General features: G+C 72.0%; 18 protein-coding genes. 8 read left to right on the top strand and 10 right to left on the bottom strand.

Annotated elements, in window-relative coordinates; translation table 11 throughout:
* Positions 1–4: 4 nt before the first annotated feature.
* The 5 genes from ACZ4Z2_RS02430 to ACZ4Z2_RS02410 are packed head-to-tail and all read right to left on the bottom strand — an operon-like array spanning position 5 to position 4,376.
* Positions 5–1,066, bottom strand: a complete 1,062-nt coding sequence (locus ACZ4Z2_RS02430) for a glycine betaine ABC transporter substrate-binding protein (protein WP_468071480.1) — start codon at positions 1,064–1,066, stop codon at positions 5–7.
* On the bottom strand, positions 1,063–1,956 hold the full coding sequence (locus ACZ4Z2_RS02425; RefSeq protein WP_468071478.1) for an ABC transporter permease: 894 nt from the start codon (positions 1,954–1,956) through the stop codon (positions 1,063–1,065). The genes ACZ4Z2_RS02430 and ACZ4Z2_RS02425 overlap by 4 nt, the downstream gene beginning before the upstream one ends.
* Positions 1,953–3,233, bottom strand: a complete 1,281-nt coding sequence (locus ACZ4Z2_RS02420) for an ABC transporter ATP-binding protein (protein ID WP_468071476.1) — start codon at positions 3,231–3,233, stop codon at positions 1,953–1,955. The genes ACZ4Z2_RS02425 and ACZ4Z2_RS02420 overlap by 4 nt, the downstream gene beginning before the upstream one ends.
* Positions 3,226–3,873 carry an ABC transporter permease gene (locus tag ACZ4Z2_RS02415; protein ID WP_468071474.1) on the bottom strand — a complete coding sequence of 216 codons (648 nt, stop codon included), beginning with the start codon at positions 3,871–3,873 and terminating at the stop codon, positions 3,226–3,228. Before ACZ4Z2_RS02415 ends, ACZ4Z2_RS02420 begins: the two co-directional genes overlap by 8 nt.
* Positions 3,874–3,893: 20 nt before the next feature.
* Complete coding sequence (locus tag ACZ4Z2_RS02410) at positions 3,894–4,376, bottom strand: Lrp/AsnC family transcriptional regulator (protein ID WP_468071472.1); 483 nt, start codon at positions 4,374–4,376, stop codon at positions 3,894–3,896.
* Between the two features lie 123 nt (positions 4,377–4,499).
* On the opposite strand from ACZ4Z2_RS02410, the gene hppD reads away from it, so the two are divergent.
* On the top strand, positions 4,500–5,654 hold the full coding sequence (hppD, locus tag ACZ4Z2_RS02405) for a 4-hydroxyphenylpyruvate dioxygenase (protein WP_468071470.1): 1,155 nt from the start codon (positions 4,500–4,502) through the stop codon (positions 5,652–5,654).
* Between the two features lie 196 nt (positions 5,655–5,850).
* On the opposite strand, the gene ACZ4Z2_RS02400 is transcribed toward hppD, so the two are convergent.
* Positions 5,851–7,332, bottom strand: coding sequence for a tetratricopeptide repeat protein (locus ACZ4Z2_RS02400; RefSeq protein ID WP_468071468.1), 1,482 nt, complete (start codon positions 7,330–7,332; stop codon positions 5,851–5,853).
* 91 nt (positions 7,333–7,423) lie between these two features.
* Here ACZ4Z2_RS02400 and ACZ4Z2_RS02395 point away from each other — a divergent pair, with 91 nt between their 5' ends.
* Positions 7,424–8,830, top strand: a complete 1,407-nt coding sequence (locus tag ACZ4Z2_RS02395) for an FAD-binding oxidoreductase (RefSeq protein ID WP_468071466.1) — start codon at positions 7,424–7,426, stop codon at positions 8,828–8,830.
* A gap of 10 nt (positions 8,831–8,840) precedes the next feature.
* Here the strand turns inward: ACZ4Z2_RS02395 and ACZ4Z2_RS02390 are convergent, their stop codons facing one another.
* Positions 8,841–9,254 carry an SsgA family sporulation/cell division regulator gene (locus ACZ4Z2_RS02390; protein WP_468071464.1) on the bottom strand — a complete coding sequence of 138 codons (414 nt, stop codon included), beginning with the start codon at positions 9,252–9,254 and terminating at the stop codon, positions 8,841–8,843.
* Positions 9,255–9,542: 288 nt separating this feature from the next.
* On the opposite strand from ACZ4Z2_RS02390, the gene ACZ4Z2_RS02385 reads away from it, so the two are divergent.
* Positions 9,543–11,222 carry an RDD family protein gene (locus tag ACZ4Z2_RS02385; RefSeq protein ID WP_468071462.1) on the top strand — a complete coding sequence of 560 codons (1,680 nt, stop codon included), beginning with the start codon at positions 9,543–9,545 and terminating at the stop codon, positions 11,220–11,222.
* A gap of 61 nt (positions 11,223–11,283) precedes the next feature.
* On the top strand, positions 11,284–11,988 hold the full coding sequence (locus ACZ4Z2_RS02380) for an RDD family protein (protein ID WP_468071460.1): 705 nt from the start codon (positions 11,284–11,286) through the stop codon (positions 11,986–11,988).
* Positions 11,989–12,130: 142 nt separating this feature from the next.
* On the opposite strand, the gene ACZ4Z2_RS02375 is transcribed toward ACZ4Z2_RS02380, so the two are convergent.
* Positions 12,131–12,442: a hypothetical protein gene (locus ACZ4Z2_RS02375; RefSeq protein WP_468071458.1), complete on the bottom strand. Its 312-nt coding sequence runs from the start codon at positions 12,440–12,442 to the stop codon at positions 12,131–12,133.
* A gap of 452 nt (positions 12,443–12,894) precedes the next feature.
* On the opposite strand from ACZ4Z2_RS02375, the gene ACZ4Z2_RS02370 reads away from it, so the two are divergent.
* A complete protein-coding gene (locus ACZ4Z2_RS02370) occupies positions 12,895–15,252 on the top strand; it encodes an immune inhibitor A domain-containing protein (RefSeq protein WP_468071456.1) in 2,358 nt (785 codons plus the stop codon).
* A 408-nt stretch (positions 15,253–15,660) separates the two neighbouring features.
* Positions 15,661–15,948, top strand: coding sequence for a hypothetical protein (locus ACZ4Z2_RS02365; RefSeq protein ID WP_468071688.1), 288 nt, complete (start codon positions 15,661–15,663; stop codon positions 15,946–15,948).
* 51 nt (positions 15,949–15,999) lie between these two features.
* Here ACZ4Z2_RS02365 and ACZ4Z2_RS02360 read toward each other — a convergent pair whose 3' ends face one another.
* Together ACZ4Z2_RS02360 and ACZ4Z2_RS02355 are read right to left on the bottom strand one after the other, a co-directional pair.
* Positions 16,000–16,587, bottom strand: a complete 588-nt coding sequence (locus ACZ4Z2_RS02360) for an isochorismatase family protein (RefSeq protein ID WP_468071455.1) — start codon at positions 16,585–16,587, stop codon at positions 16,000–16,002.
* 260 nt (positions 16,588–16,847) lie between these two features.
* Positions 16,848–18,176: a nicotinate phosphoribosyltransferase gene (locus ACZ4Z2_RS02355; RefSeq protein ID WP_468071453.1), complete on the bottom strand. Its 1,329-nt coding sequence runs from the start codon at positions 18,174–18,176 to the stop codon at positions 16,848–16,850.
* A 112-nt stretch (positions 18,177–18,288) separates the two neighbouring features.
* Here ACZ4Z2_RS02355 and clpS point away from each other — a divergent pair, with 112 nt between their 5' ends.
* On the top strand, positions 18,289–18,606 hold the full coding sequence (clpS, locus tag ACZ4Z2_RS02350) for an ATP-dependent Clp protease adapter ClpS (RefSeq protein ID WP_055520955.1): 318 nt from the start codon (positions 18,289–18,291) through the stop codon (positions 18,604–18,606).
* Between the two features lie 69 nt (positions 18,607–18,675).
* Positions 18,676–19,278: a DUF2017 domain-containing protein gene (locus tag ACZ4Z2_RS02345; protein WP_468071451.1), complete on the top strand. Its 603-nt coding sequence runs from the start codon at positions 18,676–18,678 to the stop codon at positions 19,276–19,278.
* The last annotated feature ends 322 nt before the right edge of the window (positions 19,279–19,600 follow it).

Raw genomic sequence — 19,600 nt, 5'->3', positions numbered from 1 at the left:
GCGGCTACGACGACACCGTCCGCCTGTGGGACCTCACCGGCCCGGCGGGCCCGCCACTTCCCCCGCCTCGACTACGCCCCGCCCTGTCCGCGCCGCGCGTGACGAATCCCTCCGCCACCATCCACTCCAGCGCCACCCGGTGCGGATCCTCCCCGCCCACGTCCACCCGGGCGTTCAGCCTCCGGGCCACGTCGTTGTCGAGCTTCGCCGTGACGGGGGCCAGGACGTCGGCGATGCGCGGCCACTTCCTCAGGGTCGCGGAGTTGATCTCGGGGGCCGCGTTGTAGTGCGGGAAGAATTGCCGGTCGTCCTCCATCACCGCGAGCCGCATCGACGCGATGCGCCCGTCGGTGGTGAAGACCTCCCCGTACGCGCAACTCCCCTTCGCCGCCTGGGTGTAGATGATCCCGGTGTCCATCTGGGTGATGTTCCGGGCGGGCAGACTCATGCCGTACGCCTTCTGCAGGCCCGGCAGCCCGTCCGCGCGGTTGGCGAACTCGCCCTCCACGCAGAGGGTGACGGCGTCGGGGTCCCGCGCCGCGAGGGCGGCCACCTCGGAGAGGTTCCTCGTGCGGTACCGGGCGGAGTTGGCACGGTTGACGGCGAGGGCGTACGTGTTGTCCAGGGCGGAGGGCGGCAGCCAGGTCACCCCGTTCCTCAGGTCGGCGTCGCGCACCGTCTCCCACTGCCGGCGCGCATCGGCGATGGGGGCGCTGTTGCCCTGGTACGTGATCCAGGCGGTGCCCGTGTACTCGTACATGGCGTCCGCCTCCCCGCTCCGGACCGCCTCCCGGGCGCCGAAGGACCCCTGGATGCCGGTGCGGTCGATCACCTCCGCGCCGGCCGCCTGGAAGGCGATGCCCGTCATCGCGCCGAGGATCAGGTTCTCGGTGAAGTCCTTGGACGTCACGGTCAGCTCGGCGCCCTCCAGGGGCCGTCCCCGCCCGATGGACCCCGGCCGTACGTCGTCCGCCATGGGGGAGCCGCTGGTCAGGCCACAGCCGGTGACGGCCAGCAGCCCGCAGAGCAGCAGGGCCGTACGCGGCGGCGACACGACCGGCCTCATGGGCCCGCCTCCAGGCCCCGCGGCCGCAGCAGCACCTCCGCGAGCGAGGCGAGCCAGTCCAGCAGCAGGGCCAGCGCCACCGTGAGGACCGAGCCCAGGACGAGGACGGGCATGCGCTGGTTGGTGATGCCGGTGGTGATCAGTACGCCGAGGCCGCCGCCCCCGCCGAACGCGGCGAGGGTGGCCGTGCCGACGTTCAGGACGAGGGCCGTGCGGACGCCCGCCAGGATCAGCGGCACGGCCAGCGGGAGTTCGACACGGGTGAGGACCTCCGCCGGTGACATGCCGATGCCCCGGGCGGCTTCGAGGAGCGTCGGGTCGTTCGCCCGCAGGCCGGCGACCGTGTTCGACAGGACCGGCAGGACGGCGTACGCGATCATGCCGGTCAGCGCCGCCGTCCGTCCGATGCCGAGCCAGATCACCAGCAGCGCCAGCAGCCCGATGGCGGGGGTGGCCTGCCCGGCGTTGGCGACGGCTCGTACGACGGGTGCGGCCGCGCGGAACCTCGGCCGGGTCAGCAGGACGCCCAGCGGGATCGCGAGGACCAGCACGAAGAACGTGGAGACGGCGGTCAGCGCGACGTGCTGCCGCAGGGCCAGCCACACCTGCCCGTTCGCCAGCGCGTTCGCGGAGATCGCGTCCAGCTCCGCCTGCCGGAACCAGAGCCAGGTGCCGAGGAGGACGACCACGAGGAGGCTCGGGAGCAGGGTGAGCTTCTGCCAGGTGAGCTTGAGGAGGCGGGCCTCGTGCGGGGGAGGGGCCCCGTCGGACGATCCGTCCGGCGATCCCTGCGGTGGCGCGGACGGGTGGGGCGACGCGGGTGCGACGGGGGTTCCGGCGGCGGTGGACGAGCCGTCCGCCTCCCTGGCCGCGTCCGGCGGCGCGCTCACCCCGGGCTCCCCACGGCGTCGTCCTCCGGTTCCCCGGCGAGGTCACCGTCCGGCCCCTCGGTGACCCGGCCCTCCGGCCCGGTGGGCCCGGTGGGCTCGGTGCGGGTCGCCTCCAGCTCGCGCTGGTGCTCCCGCGCGTGCCTGCGGTCGGACTCCAGCAGCGCGCGCACGGAGTCGAGCAGGCCCTCCAGGCGGACGGCACCCGCGTACACGCCGTTCGGGCCGGTGACCGCGACCCGGCCCGCGCTATCGGTCAGGACGGCCGCCAGGGCCTCCCGGAGCGTGGCGTCCCTGGTCACCGTCCCGTCGACCGGTGTCCCGGCCTCGGTGAGCGGCCCCTCGGCGTGCGTCAGGTCGTCGCGCCGCAGCCACCGGATGGGCCGTCCGCGCCGGTCCAGCAGCAGCACCTCGTCGGTGGCGCTCGCCCGCAGCCGGCCGCGGATCTGCTGGATCGGCTCGCCCTGGTGTGCCGTCGGACAGCCGGTGACCGGCATGTCCCGCAGGCGGGTGAGGTCGAGCCGTCTCAGCGCGGCCCCGGTGCCGGTGAAACCGGAGACGAACGCGTCGGCGGGATGGGCCAGGATCGCCTCCGGGGTGTCGAACTGGGCGATGCGCGACCGCTCCCTGAGGACCGCGATCCGGTCACCGAGCCGGATCGCCTCGTCGAAGTCGTGGGTGACGAACACGATGGTCCTGCGCAGCTCGCGCTGGAGCCGCAGCAGCTCCTCCTGGAGGTGGTCGCGGGTGATCGGGTCCACCGCGCCGAACGGCTCGTCCATGAGCAGCACGGGCGGATCGGCGGCCAGCGCCCGGGCGACGCCCACCCGCTGCCGCTGGCCCCCGGAGAGCCCTCGCGGATACCGGTCGCGGAACTCGCCGGGGTCGAGCCCGACCAGCTCCAGCATCTCCGCCACCCGGGCCCTGACCCGTGGCCCGGACCAGCCGGCCATGCGCGGCACGAGGGCGATGTTCTGGCCGACCGTCATGTGCGGGAAGAGCCCCGACGACTGGATGGCATAGCCGATCCCGCGGCGCAGCGTGACCGGATCAAGTCCGGTGACGTCCTCACCGTTGATCCGGACGGAACCACTGGACGGCTCGATCAACCTGTTGATCATCTTGAGCGTCGTCGACTTGCCGCACCCCGACGGCCCCACGAACACCACGGTCTCACCGGCGTCGATCCGCATCGTGACGCCGTCGACGGAAGGGTGACGGCTGCCCGGGTAGTGCTTGGTGAGGTTGATCAGCTCAATGGTCGCGCCGGTGTCAGCCACGGATCCCCCTCGGGATCGTCAGCCGCCCGAGCAGCACATACCCGGCGTCGAACAGCAGCGCGAGGACGACGATGCCGAGCGTGCCCGCGAGCACCTGGTTGAGCGCGTTGGCGCTGCCCAGGGAGGCGATACCGCGGAAGATCTCGTTGCCGAGGCCCGGCCCGGAGGCGTACGCGGCGATCGCGGCGACGCCCATCAGCAACTGCGTGGAGACCCGGACACCGGCGAGGATCGGCGGCCAGGCGAGCGGCAGCTCCACCCGCAGCAGCCGGCGGACCGGGGACATCCCGACGCCCTTCGCCGCCTCCACCAGCTCCGGATCGACCCCGCGCAGCCCGACGATCGCGTTCCGCACCACCGGCAGCAGCCCGTACAGCGTCAGCGCGATCACCGTGGGGGCCACGCCCAGCCCCACCACCGGGACCAGCAGGCCGATCATCGCGAGGGAGGGAACGGTGAGCACGGCGGAGGTCGTGGCGGTGGCGAGGCCGGCGGCCCACTCACGCCGATGGGCGGCGACCGCGACCGCCACCCCGACGACCGTCGCCGCGACCACGCACTGGAGGACGGCACTGGCGTGCTGGTAGGCGTCGAACAGCAGCCTCTCGCGGTAGCTGCCCACGTAGTCCCAGAAACTCACCGTACGCACCCCCAGGTCGGCTACGTCGTCGTCTCCCGGTCCTCCGCCGCCTGCTCCACCAACGGGATGATCCGCAGCGGAACGGGGTTCTCCATGACGATCGCCGTGGCGGCCCGGACGATGCCATCAAAACCGACGACCCGGTCGATCACCCGCTGGAGATCCGCGTTCGAACGGGCCACCAGCCGGCACAGCATGTCGCCGCTGCCGGTCGTCGTGTGCAGCTCCAGCACCTCCGGCACGGTCGCCAAGTGCGCCCGTACGTCCGCGCCTTGACCCTGCCGGATCTCCAGCGTCGCGAACGCCGTCACCGGATAGCCGAGCGCCGCCGGGTCCACCTGGGGGCCGAAACCCCGGATGACTCCATTCGACTGAAGCCGGTCCAGCCGCGCCTGCACCGTGCCCCGCGCGACCCCCAGCCGCCGCGACATCTCCAACACCCCGATGCGCGGCTCGCGCGCCAGCAGCACGATCAGCCGCCCGTCCAGATGATCGATCGCCATGAGCACTCCCGAGGTGAGCATCCTGTACAGAACCAGGCCGAGTATGGGGTCTCCACTGTGCAGATTGTCCAGCCAGAACGCGAACTATTGCGCACCTTGCGGGAGTGGAGAGAGCCTGCGGCCATGGCAGCCACCTCTGCGCACACGCACCCCGTCCCTGACACCGCACGGCAGGCAGACCCCTTCCCGGTCAAGGGAATGGACGCTGTCGTCTTCGCCGTGGGCAACGCCAAACAGGCCGCCCACTACTACTCGACCGCCTTCGGCATGCGGCTCGTCGCCTACTCCGGCCCCGAGACCGGCAACCGCGAGACGGCGAGCTACGTCCTGGAGAACGGCTCGGCCCGGTTCGTCCTCACCTCGGTCGTCAAGGCGACCACCACCTGGGGCCACTTCCTCGCCGAGCACGTCGCCGAACACGGCGACGGCGTCATCGACCTCGCCATCGAGGTCCCGGACGCCCGCCGCGCCTACGAGTACGCCATCGAGCACGGCGCCCGCTCCGTCGCCGAGCCCTACGAGGTGAAGGACGAGCACGGCACGGTCGTCCTCGCCGCGATCGCCACGTACGGCACGACCCGGCACACCCTGGTCGAGCGCACCGGCTACGACGGCCCCTACCTGCCCGGTTACGTCGCCGCCGACCCGATCGTCGAGCCGCCCGCCCAGCGCACGTTCCAGGCCATCGACCACTGCGTCGGCAACGTCGAACTCGGCCGCATGAACGAGTGGGTGGAGTTCTACAACCGCGTCATGGGCTTCACGAACATGAAGGAGTTCGTGGGGGACGACATCGCCACCGAGTACAGCGCGCTGATGTCGAAGGTGGTGGCGGACGGCACCCTCAAGGTCAAGTTCCCCATCAACGAGCCCGCCATCGCCAAGAAGAAGTCCCAGATCGACGAGTACCTGGAGTTCTACGGCGGCGCGGGCGTCCAGCACATCGCCCTCAACACGAACGACATCGTGCGGACCGTACGGACGATGCGGGCGGCCGGGGTGGAGTTCCTCAACACACCCGACTCGTACTACGACACGCTCGGCGAGTGGGTCGGCGACACGCGGGTCCCCATCGAGACCCTGCGCGAGCTGAAGATCCTCGCGGACCGGGACGAGGACGGGTACCTGCTGCAGATCTTCACGAAGCCGGTGCAGGACCGGCCGACGGTGTTCTTCGAGATCATCGAGCGGCACGGGTCCATGGGCTTCGGGAAGGGCAACTTCAAGGCGCTGTTCGAGGCGATCGAGAGGGAGCAGGAGAAGCGCGGCAATCTGTAGGCCGGGCGCCTCATAGCTCGGGGGCCACTGTGGTCGTGCGGGTGAGGGTGGTTCGTGGTTTCTCGCGCAGTTCCCCGCGCCCCTGAAGGGAGCGGGCCTGCGGCCCGCCCCTTTATGAAAAGCACGGCGCGCAGCCCCGGTCGCTTTTCAGGGGCGCGGGGAACTGCGCGAGCAACCCCACCCCACCCGGACCCGCCTAGAGATACGGATTGATCCGCCGCGACTCCTCCCCGTGCCGCCGCGCCGACGCCGTCAAGCCCAGCGCCCGCTCGATCTCCGCCCGATGGTGCACGTACGTCGCCGATCGCACCTCACCACCCCGCGCCGGATCCGTCGCCCGCCGCGCGTACTCCAGCGCCTCCTCGTCCGCCCCCGCCCGGTGCAGCGCCCACCCCAGCGCGTCGGCGACCCGCAGCGCCGGCTGCCGGCGCCACTCCGCGCGCAGCAGCCGCATCGCCTTCTCCGGGTCGCCGTGGTCGGACTCCAGCGCGCCCAGCACGAGCGCCTCGTTCACCCCGGCCGCGGCGGACCGCCCGACCAGGTCCCGTACCGCCCCGTACTGCTTCGCCGCCGCCCCCGCCCGCCCCAGCGACTCGTACAGCTCGCCCAGCTCCAGGGCCACTCGGGCCGACGGCCGCCGCGCGAGCGCCGCACGGTACGCCCGTACCCCCTCGGCCGGCCTGCCCAGCGCCGCCAGCACCCGCCCGCGGCCCGCGAGGGCGTCCGCGGCGCCGGCGTCGGCGCGGGTCGCCGCCGTGAAGTAGCGCAACGCGCCGGCCGGTTCGCCCCGCTCCCAGGCGTACTCCCCGGCCCGCGTCCACAGCGCGGCCTCCTCGGCCGGCGTGCCCGCGGACGCCGCCGCGTCGGCCAGCGCGGCGGCCGCGTCCTCACGTCGGCCCTGGTCCCAGTAGACGCGGGCGACCCACACCTGCGCCGCCGGGACCCGGTCGGCCTTCAGCAGCCGCTCCACGGAGCCGCGCACGGCCTTGTAGCGGCCGAGGCCGTCGTACGCGTCGAGGAGCAGCGCGTACGACGTCCAGCGCCCCGGCGACTCCGTCACTGCCCGCTCGCCCCACCTCCGCCCCGCGGGGAAGTCGCGCCGGGCGTTGGCGAGCGCGGTCATGCCGTCGAGCGCGTCGGCGTTGCCGCGCGGGCGCAGCCGCAGCGAGGCGCGCAGGGCCCTCTCCGCCTTCGGGTAGTCGGAGACGCGGCCCGTCCGCCGCGCCCGCTCCACGTACGCCGCGCCCAGCACCGCCCACGCCCCGCTGTCGCGGGGCCGTGCCCGCACCCGCGCCTCCCGGTCGGCGACCAGCACCGCCAGCTCGTCCGACCCGACCGCCACCCCGGCCGCCAGCACCCCGGCCCGCGCCCGCGCCCGCACCTGCGCCACCGTCGGCGCTCGTGCTCCCGCGTGCGCCTCGGCGCCCGGCGCACCCGCCACCCGCGCCCCCCGCCCCGCACCCGCGCCGTTCCGTTCGGCCGCCCCACCGCCGCCCCGCTCCGGCACGACCATCAGGGCCCCGCCCCCGAGCACCAGACAGCCCACGACGACCCAGGCGAGCCCCCGCCTCCGCCACCACGTCACCCGGTCGGCCCTCCCGCCACGCCACCGCGCCGCCCAGCGCGCGTCTCCGTCCGACCACCGTGCCGCCCGTTCCTCGTTCTCAGCACCGCTCATGTTGATCACTGTGCGTCCATGCGACGGTCACATCCCGTACCCGGCGGCCGGCGGCGACGGCCTTCACACCGATGGCCGTGAGTGCGAACCTGTGATCATGAGCCGTATCGAAGCCCCGCGCGACGAAGCGACCGGCAACCTCGTCGACCGACTGCTCGACGGCCTGCCGCCTGAGGCCGTGCTCACCGACCCGGACGTCACGGCGTCGTACGCGAACGACATGGCGAGCTTCTGCGAGGCCGGCGCCCCGGCGGTCGTGGTGCTCCCGCGGACGGTCGAACAGGTGCAGCACGTGATGCGTACCGCCACCGAGCTGCGCGTCCCCGTGGTCCCGCAGGGCGCCCGTACGGGCCTGTCGGGCGGGGCCAACGCCTGCGAGGGCTGCGTCGTGCTGTCCCTCACCAAGATGGACCGGATCCTGGAGATCAACCCCGTGGACCGGATCGCCGTCGTCGAGCCGGGCGTCATCAACGCCGTCCTCTCCCGCGCGGTCGACGAACACGGGCTGTCCTACCCGCCGGACCCCTCCAGCTGGGAGATGTGCACCATCGGCGGCAACATCGGCACGGCCTCCGGCGGCCTGTGCTGCGTGAAGTACGGCGTCACCGCCGAGTACGTCCTCGGCCTGGACGTCGTGCTCGCCGACGGGCGGCTGATGTCGACCGGCAGGCGCACCGCCAAAGGCGTCGCCGGCTACGACCTCACGCGGCTCTTCGTCGGCTCGGAGGGCTCGCTCGGCATCGTCGTCCGCGCGGTCCTCGCCCTCAAGCCGCGGCCGCCCCGGCAGCTGGTGCTGGCCGCGGAGTTCGCGTCGGCGGCCGCCGCGTGCGACGCGGTGTGCCGGATCATGGCCGGCGGGCACGTCCCCTCGCTGCTCGAACTGATGGACCGTACGACGGTGAAGGCCGTCAACGACCTCGGCAACATGGGCCTGCCGGAGACCACCGAGGCGCTGCTGCTCGCCGCCTTCGACACCCCCGAACCCGCGGCCGACCTCGCGGCGGTGGCGGAGCTGTGCGAGGCAGCGGGCGCCACCCAGGTCGTCCCGGCGGACGACACCGCCGAGTCCGAACTGCTGCTCCAGGCACGGCGGATGTCCCTGACCGCGCTGGAGGCCGTCAAGGGCACGACGATGATCGACGACGTGTGCGTGCCGCGCTCCCGGCTCGGCAACATGCTCGACGGCGTGGAGCGGATCGCCGAGAAGTACGACCTGACCATCGGGGTCTGCGCACACGCCGGCGACGGCAACACGCACCCCACCGTCTGCTTCGACGCGACGGACCCCGACGAGTCCCGCCGCGCCCGCGAGTCCTTCGACGAGATCATGGCCCTCGGCCTGGAACTCGGCGGCACCATCACCGGCGAGCACGGCGTGGGCATCCTGAAGAAGGAGTGGCTGGCGCGGGAGATCGGCCCCGTGGGCATGGAGATGCAGCGGGCGGTGAAGGCCGTCTTCGACCCGCTGGGCATCCTCAACCCGGGCAAGCTGTTCTGAGACGGCCGCCTCACCGGGCGAGCAGGTCGGCCAGCCCGTCGTCGATCCGCAGCATCTCGAACTCCGAGCCCGGCGGCACGATCCGCAGCGTGCGCTCCAGCCAGGCCGACACGGCGGCGGCCGGCGCCTCCAACAGGGCCTCCCCGCCCGGGGAGCTGAGGGCCATCAGCACCACACCCCGCCCCGCCACCTTCGTCGGCCACACCCGCACGTCCCCGCTCCCGCACGGCCGGAACACCCCCTCCACCAGCAGCTCCCGCGCGAACGTCCAGTGCACCGGGCGGTCGGAGTTGCTGTGGAAGGTGATGTGGACGGCGTACGGGTCGTCGCTGCGGTAACCCAGCTTGGCCGGTACGGGGATGGTGTGCTCGGGCGACAGGACGAGCCGCAGCTCCAGCTCGCGTTCCACGACGGTGTGCCTCATGGTGGTTCCTTCCTCTCCGGTAGGGGGCCCGGATGCGGGCCCGTACGAGTGAGAGGGGCGCGGGGCCTTCCGCATTACGCGGGTCCGCGAAACTTTTCCGACGACCGCCCGACGACCGGGTGCGAGGAGCGCGCCGACGGGCGTGCGGACGCCCCGCGCGGAGCCCGGCCCTAGCAGATCGCGTGCTCGAAAGGGGCGGGTCCGGCGGCAGCGGTCATGGGACTTGCCCCCGTCTGGTAGATGTGGATGCCCCCTCATCAACCCCCGAGCAGATACGGGACGACGGACATGAGCGCCCCAACCCCGGCCCCCGGCGACGACAGGCCCCGCGAAGGGTATTACCCGGACCCGTCCATTCCTGGATATGTCCGGTACTGGAACGGTGCCGCCTGGGTGCCGGGTACGAGCCGTCCGGCGCCCACCGACGGCGAACCGCTCGCCCCGCCACCCGGCTCCCCGGCCGCCGTGGAGGAGACGGGCCCGCACTTCTTCGACGAGGACCCCGCCCCGGCCGGCGAGCCGGGCGCCTCGGCCGGCCGTCCGTCCGCCGACTCCCTGCACGGCAACCGCCCCGAACCCGCCTCCGCGTGGGGCGCCGACCGGTCCCGCCAGACCGGCTTCGGCGGCGACAAGGACCGCCGGGTCTCCTGGGGTTCACCCCGGCCGGCCGCCCCGGCCGCCCAGGGCCCCGACCCGCGGGTCTCGCTCGTGGCGGACACCGGCGACCCGGCGGGCGAGTCCGGGCGCACGGCGAGCACCGACGGCACGGCGACGATCCCGCCCGCCGACGACGACACCGGCGCCCCCGAGGGCACGGTGGTCTTCCGGCGCCCCGACTCAGGCGCGGCCGGGGGCGCGGAGCCGTCGCGGAACGACGGCACCATGACGTTCCGCAGGAACGCCCCCGGCGTGGGACAGCAGGGAGCCGGCGCGGCCCCCGGTGTCTTCGGCGCGCCGCTGACCAGCGCCCAGGCCGCCGCCCAGCAGGCGCTGGGCCTTTCCCCGCAGGCCTCACCGCAGGCCTCTCCGCAGGCCTCACCGCAGCCGGCGTCCGCGGCGGCACCGGCCGCCCCGCCGACCCCGGTCCCCGCGCCGCCGGTCGCGCCCTTCGGACCGCAGCAGGGCCCGCAGGCCGCCCACGCCCCGCAGGCGCCCGCCGCGTCCTCGCCGGCCGCCGGCACCGCCACCCCCCTCACCCCGACCACCCCGGCGCCCCGGCAGCCGCAGCAACCGTCGGTCGGCGGCTCCTTCGCGCAGACGCCGCAGGTCCCGCAGGGCGGGCAGCCCGCCGCGGGCCTGCCCCAGCAGCCCACCGCGCCAGGCCAGTCGGCCGACACCCCCATGGCCGTCGGGGCCGGCGGCGGACAGCCCTCCTGGGCCCAGCAGGTGCACCGGCTGGCCGGCGGGGAGGACGAGCAGCCGGTCGCCCCCTGGAAGCCGGTGGTGGAGGACCCGTTCCAGGCGGCGGCCCGACGGCAGGCCGAGGCCAGACCCGCCGGGCTCGGCAGGCGACTGGCGGCCCGGCTCCTGGACAGCGCGATCGTCGGTTCCGTCACGGCCGTGGTAGCCGTCCCGTTCGGCACCAAGGCGCTCGACCACATCGACGCGAAGATCGACGCGGCCCGGCTCTCCGGCGAGAAGGTCACCGTCTGGCTGATCGACGGCACGACCTCGGTGTACCTGGGCATCATCCTGGGCGTCCTGTTCGTGGTCAGCGCCCTCTACGAGGTGCTGCCCACCGCCAGATGGGGCCGCACCCTCGGCAAGAAGCTGCTCGGCCTGGAGGTCCGGGACATCGAGGGTCACGAGCCCCCGTCGCTCGGCGGGTCCCTGCGCCGCTGGCTCGCCCACACCGTCCCCGGCCTGCTCGGTATCGGGGTCATCGGCGTTCTGTGGTGCGTCATCGACAAGCCGTGGCGCCAGTGCTGGCACGACAAGGCGGCCCGTACGTTCGTCGCCGGCGGGTAGCCGTACCCCGGACGGCCCTGTGCCGGATGCGGAGCCGGGGGGTTCGCGGTCGACTCGGGCCATGAGCAGTGAACCGCCGCCCCCCGGTCCCGGCCCGTCCCCGGACGACGACCCGTTCAGGAAGCAGCCCCCGCCGGACCAGGGCGGGGGCTCCCCGTACGGCACACCGCCCGGACAGCAGCCGCCGTACGGCAGCCAGCCCCCTCCGTTCGGCAACGAGCCGCCGCCCTACGGAGGCGGCGGACCCCACGGGGGCGGCGGCCCGTACGGCGGCGACCCCTACGGGGGAGGCCCCTTCTCCACCGACCCGCTCATGGGGATGCCCCCGCTCGCCGACAGCGGCAAGCGGGTGCTCGCGCGCCTCATCGACATGATCCTCGTGGGCATCGTGGTGGGACTGCTGGCCTGGGCCTTCAGGATCAGCCAGTACACCGTCGACACGGACGACATCCAGTTCAGCAGGTCCGTGGGGCAGGAAGTGCTCGCCGCGGTCCTCTACATCGCGTACGACACCGTTCTCACGGTCAGGAACGGCCAGACCTTCGGCAAGCGGCTGATGAAGCTGCGGGTGGCGAACCTCAACGACGGGTCCACGCCCTCGACGCAGACCGCGCTGCTGCGCGCGGCGGTGCTGTGGCTCCCCTTCGCCTTCTGCTGTGCCTGTGTCTGGACGGCGGTCGCGGGCGGCTGGAGCTTCTTCGACAAGCCCTACAAGCAGGGTCTGCACGACAAGGCGGCCAAGACGGTGGTGGTCAGCACCGGTTGAGGCGGCGTGAGGCGGCGTGACCGCGGGCGGAAGCGGGACCGGCGGGGCGGCATACCGCCGACGCGTACGGAACGGCGGGTCCGTGGAGCACGGGCCCGCCGTCACGTTTCTGCGCGGTGTTCCGGCCGGTCGCCGAGAAGGTTCAGGAACCCGTCCGCTCGTGCACCGGTTCCCGCTCCCGTACCGGCTCGGGCGCCGCGACGGCCGGGACGTGCGCCGGGGGCCGCGCCTGCACGCGCCGGGTGGCGGCGGTGGCGGCTGTGGCGGCCCTGGCCGAGGCCGGCTTGGACTGCGGCACGGTCAGGGAGACGAGCAGGCCCAGGGCGAGGGCGGAGAGGGCGATCACCGCGATCCCCACGCCGGAAGTCGTCTGTGACAGCAGCAGCATGGCGAGGGTGGACAGGATCACGGTGCAGGAGCCGTAGGCGAGCTGTGCGGTCGTCGGACGAGGCATGGCAATCGTGTCCTCGGGTGGGGGTCCCCCCGTGCCTCTCGCTGAGGGGAGGTTACGGATACGAATCAAAGGTGAAGCAGTGCTGTCGGCTTGGCTTCCGCCGACGTCCGGCACTCCGCCAATCGACTCTATTCGCCAGGGTGCCCGAGGGGAACGACGGGTAAGCGTGACCTGACCCACGGGGGCGGGGGCACGGGGGGCGCACCGAGTCATGGAGTCCGGGAAGCGGACGCATATGCGCGCCGGTCGACGGCCGTACATAACGTCCGCATAACGAACAAGCGCTTCCCCTGGACGTCGTTAGCGCCTTGACCTGTGCAAGTCAAGATCTGTTTTTTCTTTCGAAACTCCAGTCGAATGTCGTCACTTGACTACACGCGTATACCGCGCGCGGACTTCCTCCACGACCAGGACATCTTCTCCGCGCGGACGGGCGCGGGGGAGGACCTCAAGTGACCAGTAGACCCTGGACGTTCAGGGCGGCGGCGATCAGCGTCGCCATGGCGACGGCCGCGGCCACCTTCTCGACCTACGCGATGGCGCAGGACGGGGACGGCAAGTCGGCGGCCGCCGCGAACCGTCATGACCCGGCGGACCACGCCGCGCATGACGACCACGACCTCGAAGGCCCCCTGAGCAGGACGCAGGCGGCGCAGCGCGAGGAAGCTCTGAAGCAAGTCATATCCGGCGACGCCACGGTCAAGAACCGCAATGGCTCGAAGGTCGTGAAGCTCAAGAGCAAGAAGGGCCAGAGCAAGTACGTCGAGCTCGGCCGCGAGAAGACCGACAAGATCTTCACCATCCTGGTCGAGTTCGGCGACAAGATCGACAGCCAGTACGGCGGCACGCCCGGCCCGCTGCACAACAAGATCGCCAAGCCGAACCGGAAGAAGGACAACTCCACGGCCTGGAAGGCGGACTACAACCGCAAGCACTTCCAGGACATGTACTTCGGCACCGGCAAGAAGACCGAGTCGATGAAGAAGTACTACGAGAAGCAGTCCTCGGGCCGCTACTCGGTCGAGGGCACGGTCTCGGACTGGGTCAAGGTGCCCTACAACGAGGCCCGCTACGGCAACAACAAGTGCGGGGACACGAACTGCCCCAGCGTGTGGAACGTCGTCAGTGACGGTCTGACCTCCTGGGTCGCCCAGCAGAAGGCGGCCGGGCGCACCGACGCGCAGATCAAGGCCGACGTCGCCAAGTACGACCAGTGGGACCGCTACGACTTCGACGCCGACGGCAACTTCAACGAGCCCGACGGCTACGTCGACCACTTCCAGATCGTGCACGCCGGTGAGGACGAGTCCGCCGGCGGCGGCGCGCAGGGCGAGGACGCCATCTGGGCCCACCGCTGGTACGCGTTCGGCACCGACGCCGGTTCGACCGGCCCCGCGGACAACAAGCTCGGTGGCGCCAAGATCGGTGACACGGGCATCTGGGTCGGCGACTACACCATCCAGCCGGAGAACGGCGGCCTCGGTGTCTTCGCCCACGAGTACGGCCACGACCTCGGTCTGCCGGACCACTACGACACCACCGGCAACGGCGACAACTCCACGGGTTTCTGGACCCTGATGTCGTCCGGTTCCTGGCTCGGCACCGGCAAGAACGAGATCGGTGACCTGCCCGGCGACATGACCGCCTGGGACAAGCTCCAGCTGGGCTGGCTCAACTTCGACACCGCCAAGGCCGGCAAGCAGTCCACGCACAAGCTCGGCCTCGCCGCGTACAACACGTGGGACAAGCAGGCCCTCGTGGTCGAGCTGCCGGAGAAGCCGGTGACCACCGAGATCGTGCAGCCCTCGCAGGGTGCCACGCAGTGGTGGAGCGGCAGCGGCAACAACCTGAAGAACACGCTGTCCCGGTCGGTCGACCTCACGGGCAAGTCGTCGGCGTCCCTGACCCTCGACGGCTGGTGGGACATCGAGCGCAACTACGACTACCTCTACGCCGAGGTGTCGACGGACGGCGGCGCCAACTGGACGCCGCTGGAGGGCACCGCGAACGGCGAGGCCATCACCCGTGACGGAAGCGACAAGCCCGCGCTGACCGGTTCGGTCACCGAGTACCAGAAGCTCGTCTACCCGCTGAACGCCTACGCGGGCAAGAAGGTCGACCTGCGCTTCCGCTACCAGACGGACGGCGGCCTCGCCCTCAAGGGCTTCGCGGCCGACCAGATCGCGGTCACGGCGGACGGCTCGACCGTCTTCTCCGACAACGCGGAGAGCGCCGACGCCGCCTGGACGGCGAACGGCTTCACCCGCAAGGGCGCGAACTACACGCTGGACTACGCCCAGTACTACATCGCGGAGAACCGCCAGTACGTCTCGTACGACAAGACCCTCAAGGTCGGCCCGTACAACTTCGGCTTCTCGACCACGCGTCCGGACTGGGTGGAGCACTACCCGTACCAGAACGGTCTGCTGATCTGGAAGTGGGACACCTCGCAGGCGGACAACAACACCAGCGTCCACCCGGGTGTCGGTCTGGTCCTCCCGGTCGACTCCCACCCGAAGGCGCTCAAGTGGGCCGACGGCACGGTGATGCGCAACCGCATCCAGTCCTACGACTCGCCGTTCAGCCTGTACCGCACCGACGGCCTGAAGCTGCACAAGGCCGACGTGCTCACCAAGATCCCGTCGTCGAAGGGTGTGTCGACGTTCAACGACCACACCAACACCTACTACGACGTGACGAACCCGACGGGCGGTGTCAAGATCACTGACACCAACACCAAGATCAAGATCGTCAAGGAGGCCAAGGACGGCTCCACGATCTCGCTCCTGGTCGGCCCCGCGGTGAAGTAACCAGTATTTCCGCAGGTCAGACCATGTCCGGCCGCGACCCCCTTGGCGGGTCGCGGCCGGACGTGTTTAGGTGCGTGCTGTGGCCTTCTTATTGACACTGACGCGTACGGGGGTGTGACCTGCATGGCCGCAGGAGGTTTCTGCAAACTGCCGGACGGCAATGTCGTCGTCGCCCTGAACCTGCCGGCACCGGCACCCCGGGACCCCGTCCCGGCCGTTCCGAGCGCCCGGGCGGAGGCGTCCGGACGGGCCCTGCCGACCTCGGTCGGGAGCGCGCTGACCGTGACCTGGGCGGCACCGACCCCGAACGCGGCCGTACCGTCCGTGAGTGGGGGTGCACCCAACGTGACCGGGTCCGTATGGGCCGTGAGCGGTTCCGCGCCGACGGTGACCGGGTCCGCATCCGCCGTGACCGGCCGGCCCGCCCCGACCGCCCCGGCGGACGACGGCTCGGTCCGGGTGCTGGTGCTGGCCGCGAACCGGGCCCGTGCCCTCACCCGGCTGCGCAACCTGGGGCTGCGCGCGATCTACCTCCGGGGCAACGCGGCGCCCCCGACGCCGGACGAGATCACGGCGGTGCTGCACCACCCCGACGGGCTGATATGGCGCACGTCGGCGGTCTGCCCCACGTCCACGACCCCGGAACTCTGGCACCCCATCCGCGCCCTGCTGAGGAGGCCGCGGACGCACGCCTGAGGCCGGCCGGGCGCCCGCCGGGAGCGGAGGCGCGCCCGGGGCGGGCGGCGCTCAGACCACCGGCTTGCCCGTGAGCTCCACGCCCGCCTCGCGCAGCTCCTCCAGCGCCCGCTCGGTCGTCTCCTCGGCGACGCCCGCGGTCAGGTCCAGCAGGACCTGGGTGCGGAAGCCCGCTCTCGCGGCGTCCAGCGCGGTGGCCCGGACGCAGTGGTCGGTGGCGATGCCGACGACGTCGACCTCGTCGATGTCGCGGGCGCGCAGCCACTCGGCCAGGGAGACGCCGTTCTCGTCGGCGCCCTCGAAACCGCTGTACGCGGCGGCGTACGCCCCCTTGTCGAAGACGGCGTCCACCGCGCCGGAGGCGATCGCGGGGGCGAAGTTCGGGTGGAAGCCGACGCCCTCGGTGCCGGCGACACAGTGCGCAGGCCAGGAGTGGACGTAGTCGGGGTTGTCGGCGAAGTGGCCGCCGGGAGCGATGTGGTGGTCACGGGTGGCCACCACATGCCGGTAGCCGGGGCCGGCCGCCTGGCCGATCAGCTCGGTGATGGCGGCGGCCACATCGGCACCGCCGGCCACCGCGAGGCTGCCCCCCTCGCAGAAGTCGTTCTGCACGTCAACGACGATCAAGGCGCGGCGCATGGTGTCGGTGTCCTTCGACTCTTCGACGCTGGGTCGGTGTGGGGTGGGTTTCCTGACGCGGGGAGCGAGCGGGCCCGGCCGATCTCTGCTGGACTACGAACTTCCGAGCCTAGAGACTTCCGGAGGTGTTCGGGAGGGGGCATCCGGCGCTCGCCCGAAGCGCGGACCGGGGCACAGGCCGAGCACGCGGGCGCTGACCGGCTCACACCCGGGTACATCGGGCGCCCCCGCACCCGCCCGCTCCCGGCGTGCGCCCGCTCTCAGACGTACTCCGTCGGGAGGACCGGCTCGCCGCGCGACAGCTGGGTCGCGGACAGCGGCAGCCGCGCGCGGGCCGCCGCGTGGCGGTCGCGTACGACGTCGAGGGGCTCGCGGGCGATCACCCGGCCCTCCCGGATCAGCGGAACCAGGAGCTGGTGCTCCTCCAGCTCCGGCGGAACCGCCCCGGTGCCGACGACCTCGGCCTCGGCGACCCCGTGCTCGTCCATGCGCCGGGCCGCCCACTTGCGGCCCCCGACGGACGTCTTGCCGCCGCTGGACTTCTTCGCCACCGGCACCAGCGGGGCCGTGGGGTCGGCGGACTCCGCCCGCGCCACCAGCTTGTAGACCATCGAGGCGGTCGGGTGCCCGGAGCCGGTCACCAGCTGTGTGCCCACCCCGTACGCGTCCACGGGTGCCGCCGCCAGCGAGGCGATCGCGTACTCGTCCAGGTCGGAGGTGACGATGATCCGCGTGCCGGTCGCCCCCAGCTCGTCCAGCTGCTGCCGCACCCGGTGCGCCACCAGCAGCAGGTCACCGGAGTCGATGCGGACCGCGCCCAGCTCCGGACCGGCGACCTCCACGGCCGTCCGCACGGCCTCGGACACGTCGTACGTGTCGACGAGCAGCGTGGTGTCGCGGCCCAGGGAGTCCACCTGGGCCTGGAAGGCGTCCCGCTCGCGGTCGTGCAGCAGGGTGAAGGCGTGCGCGGAGGTGCCGACCGTCGGGATGCCGTAGCGGAAGCCCGCCGCCAGGTCGGAGGTGGAGGAGAAGCCGCCGACGTACGCCGCGCGCGAGGAGGCCACCGCCGCCAGCTCGTGGGTGCGCCGGGCGCCCATCTCGATCAGCGGGCGCTCCCCGGCGGCGCTGGACATCCGGGAGGCGGCGGCCGCGATCGCCGAGTCGTGGTTGAGGATGGACAGGATCACGGTCTCCAGGAGCACGCACTCCGCGAAGGTGCCCTCGACCCGCATGATCGGCGAGCCGGGGAAGTACACCTCGCCCTCCTGGTAACCCCAGAGGTCACCGCTGAAGCGGTAGCCCGCCAGCCAGTCGAGGGTCTCGGCGTCGACGACGGAGCGCTCGCGCAGGAAGCCGAGGACGCCGGGGTCGAAGCGGAAGTTCTCCACCGCGTCCAGCACCCGGCCCGTCCCGGCCACCACGCCGTACCGCCGCCCCTCCGGCAGCCGCCGCGTGAAGACCTCGAACACCGACCGCCGCTCGGCCGTACCGGCCTTCAGCGCGGCCTGCAGCATCGTGAGTTCGTACTGGTCCGTGAAGAGCGCGGTCGAGGGGACATCCACCGGCAAACCAAGGTCCGCTGTGTTCATGGCAGGGGATCGTACTCCCATCTCGTCAGTCTGACGATTTCTGGGTCCGTTTCTGACGGACCATCCGTCGCACGGGTCCCCGTTTGTGCGGGGACCCCCCTGTGGTGGCAGCATGGGCCGTGTGACGGCAGCCGCACCCATGGAGATCGAGAAGACCGAGTCGGCGGAGGAGGTCTTCGCCGTACCCGAGCCCGACGTGCCGTGGGTGACGATCGTCCACAACGACCCGGTGAACCTCATGAGCTATGTGACCTACGTCTTCCAGGCCTATTTCGGGTACTCGAAGGACAAGGCGACCAAACTCATGCTCGACGTCCACCACAAGGGTCGCGCGGTCGTCTCCAGCGGGACCCGCGAGGAGATGGAGCGCGACGTACAGGCCATGCACGGCTACGGCCTGTGGGCCACGCTCCAGCAGGACCGGAAGTAGCCACGGGCGGCAGCCGCAGGCCGGACGACCCGGCCTGACACAACAGGACCGGAGTGAACGACCAACCCGATGCCAGGAACCTTCGAACCGCTTCCCGGCGGCGGCGCGGCCGTCGCCCTCGACGAGGTCGAGATCTCCATCATCCGCTCGCTCGCGGTCCAGCTGCTGGAGCTGATCGGCCCGGGCCCCGCCGAGGACGCCCCCGACGACCCGCTCGCCGAACTGTTCGCCGAGGGGCCGAGCGAGCCCCCCAAGGACCCCGTGCTCAGGCGTCTCTTCCCGGACGCCTACAGCGACCCCGAGGGCACCCCGACGGCCGACGAGGCCGAGGAGCAGCGGGCGTACTCCTCCGAGTTCCGGCGCTTCACCGAGAACGACCTGCGGGCCGGCAAGCGCGACAACGCCCTCGCGGTGATCCACTCGCTGGACGGGCTGTCGGCGGCCGGTGAGGGCGGCGCCGTCCTCGAGCTGTCGGCGGACGAGTCCCGGCGGTGGCTCGGCTGCCTCAACGACCTGCGCCTCGCCATCGGGGCCCGGCTCGACGTCGTCGACGAGGAGGACACCGACCTCCTCTACCGGCTGCCGGACGAGGACCCGCGCAAGCCGATGGTGATGGCGTACCTGTGGCTGGGCGGACTCCAGGAGACGCTGATCGCCACGCTGATGCCGTGAGCGCCCCGCCGCCGGACGCGTGAGCGGCCCAGTGGCGGGGCGGAGGGCGCCGGTGATGCGGAACTCCGGGTTCCCTCCGGAGCCCCTCCGGGTTGGGTTCGTGTTCGCTCAGAGGACACTCAAATCCGGATAACGATCGTGTCACCACAGCGGTGAGGGATGCCCTCAGGGGTGTTCTTTGTCTGCTTCTTCCTGTGTTGTGCGCCACAGAACACCGCGCCGATCACGATTGCGGCCGTGATAAATCTTCACGACCGCCCGGAGGACACCACCCTTGTCCGCCGGGTGCGCCACCAGCCGACGACCGTCGGCCAGGCACGAG

Source organism: Streptomyces sp. NPDC030183 (assembly GCF_055573455.1).
Note: the sequence above shows the minus strand (reverse complement) of the source record. Positions and strands in the feature narration are given on the sequence as shown.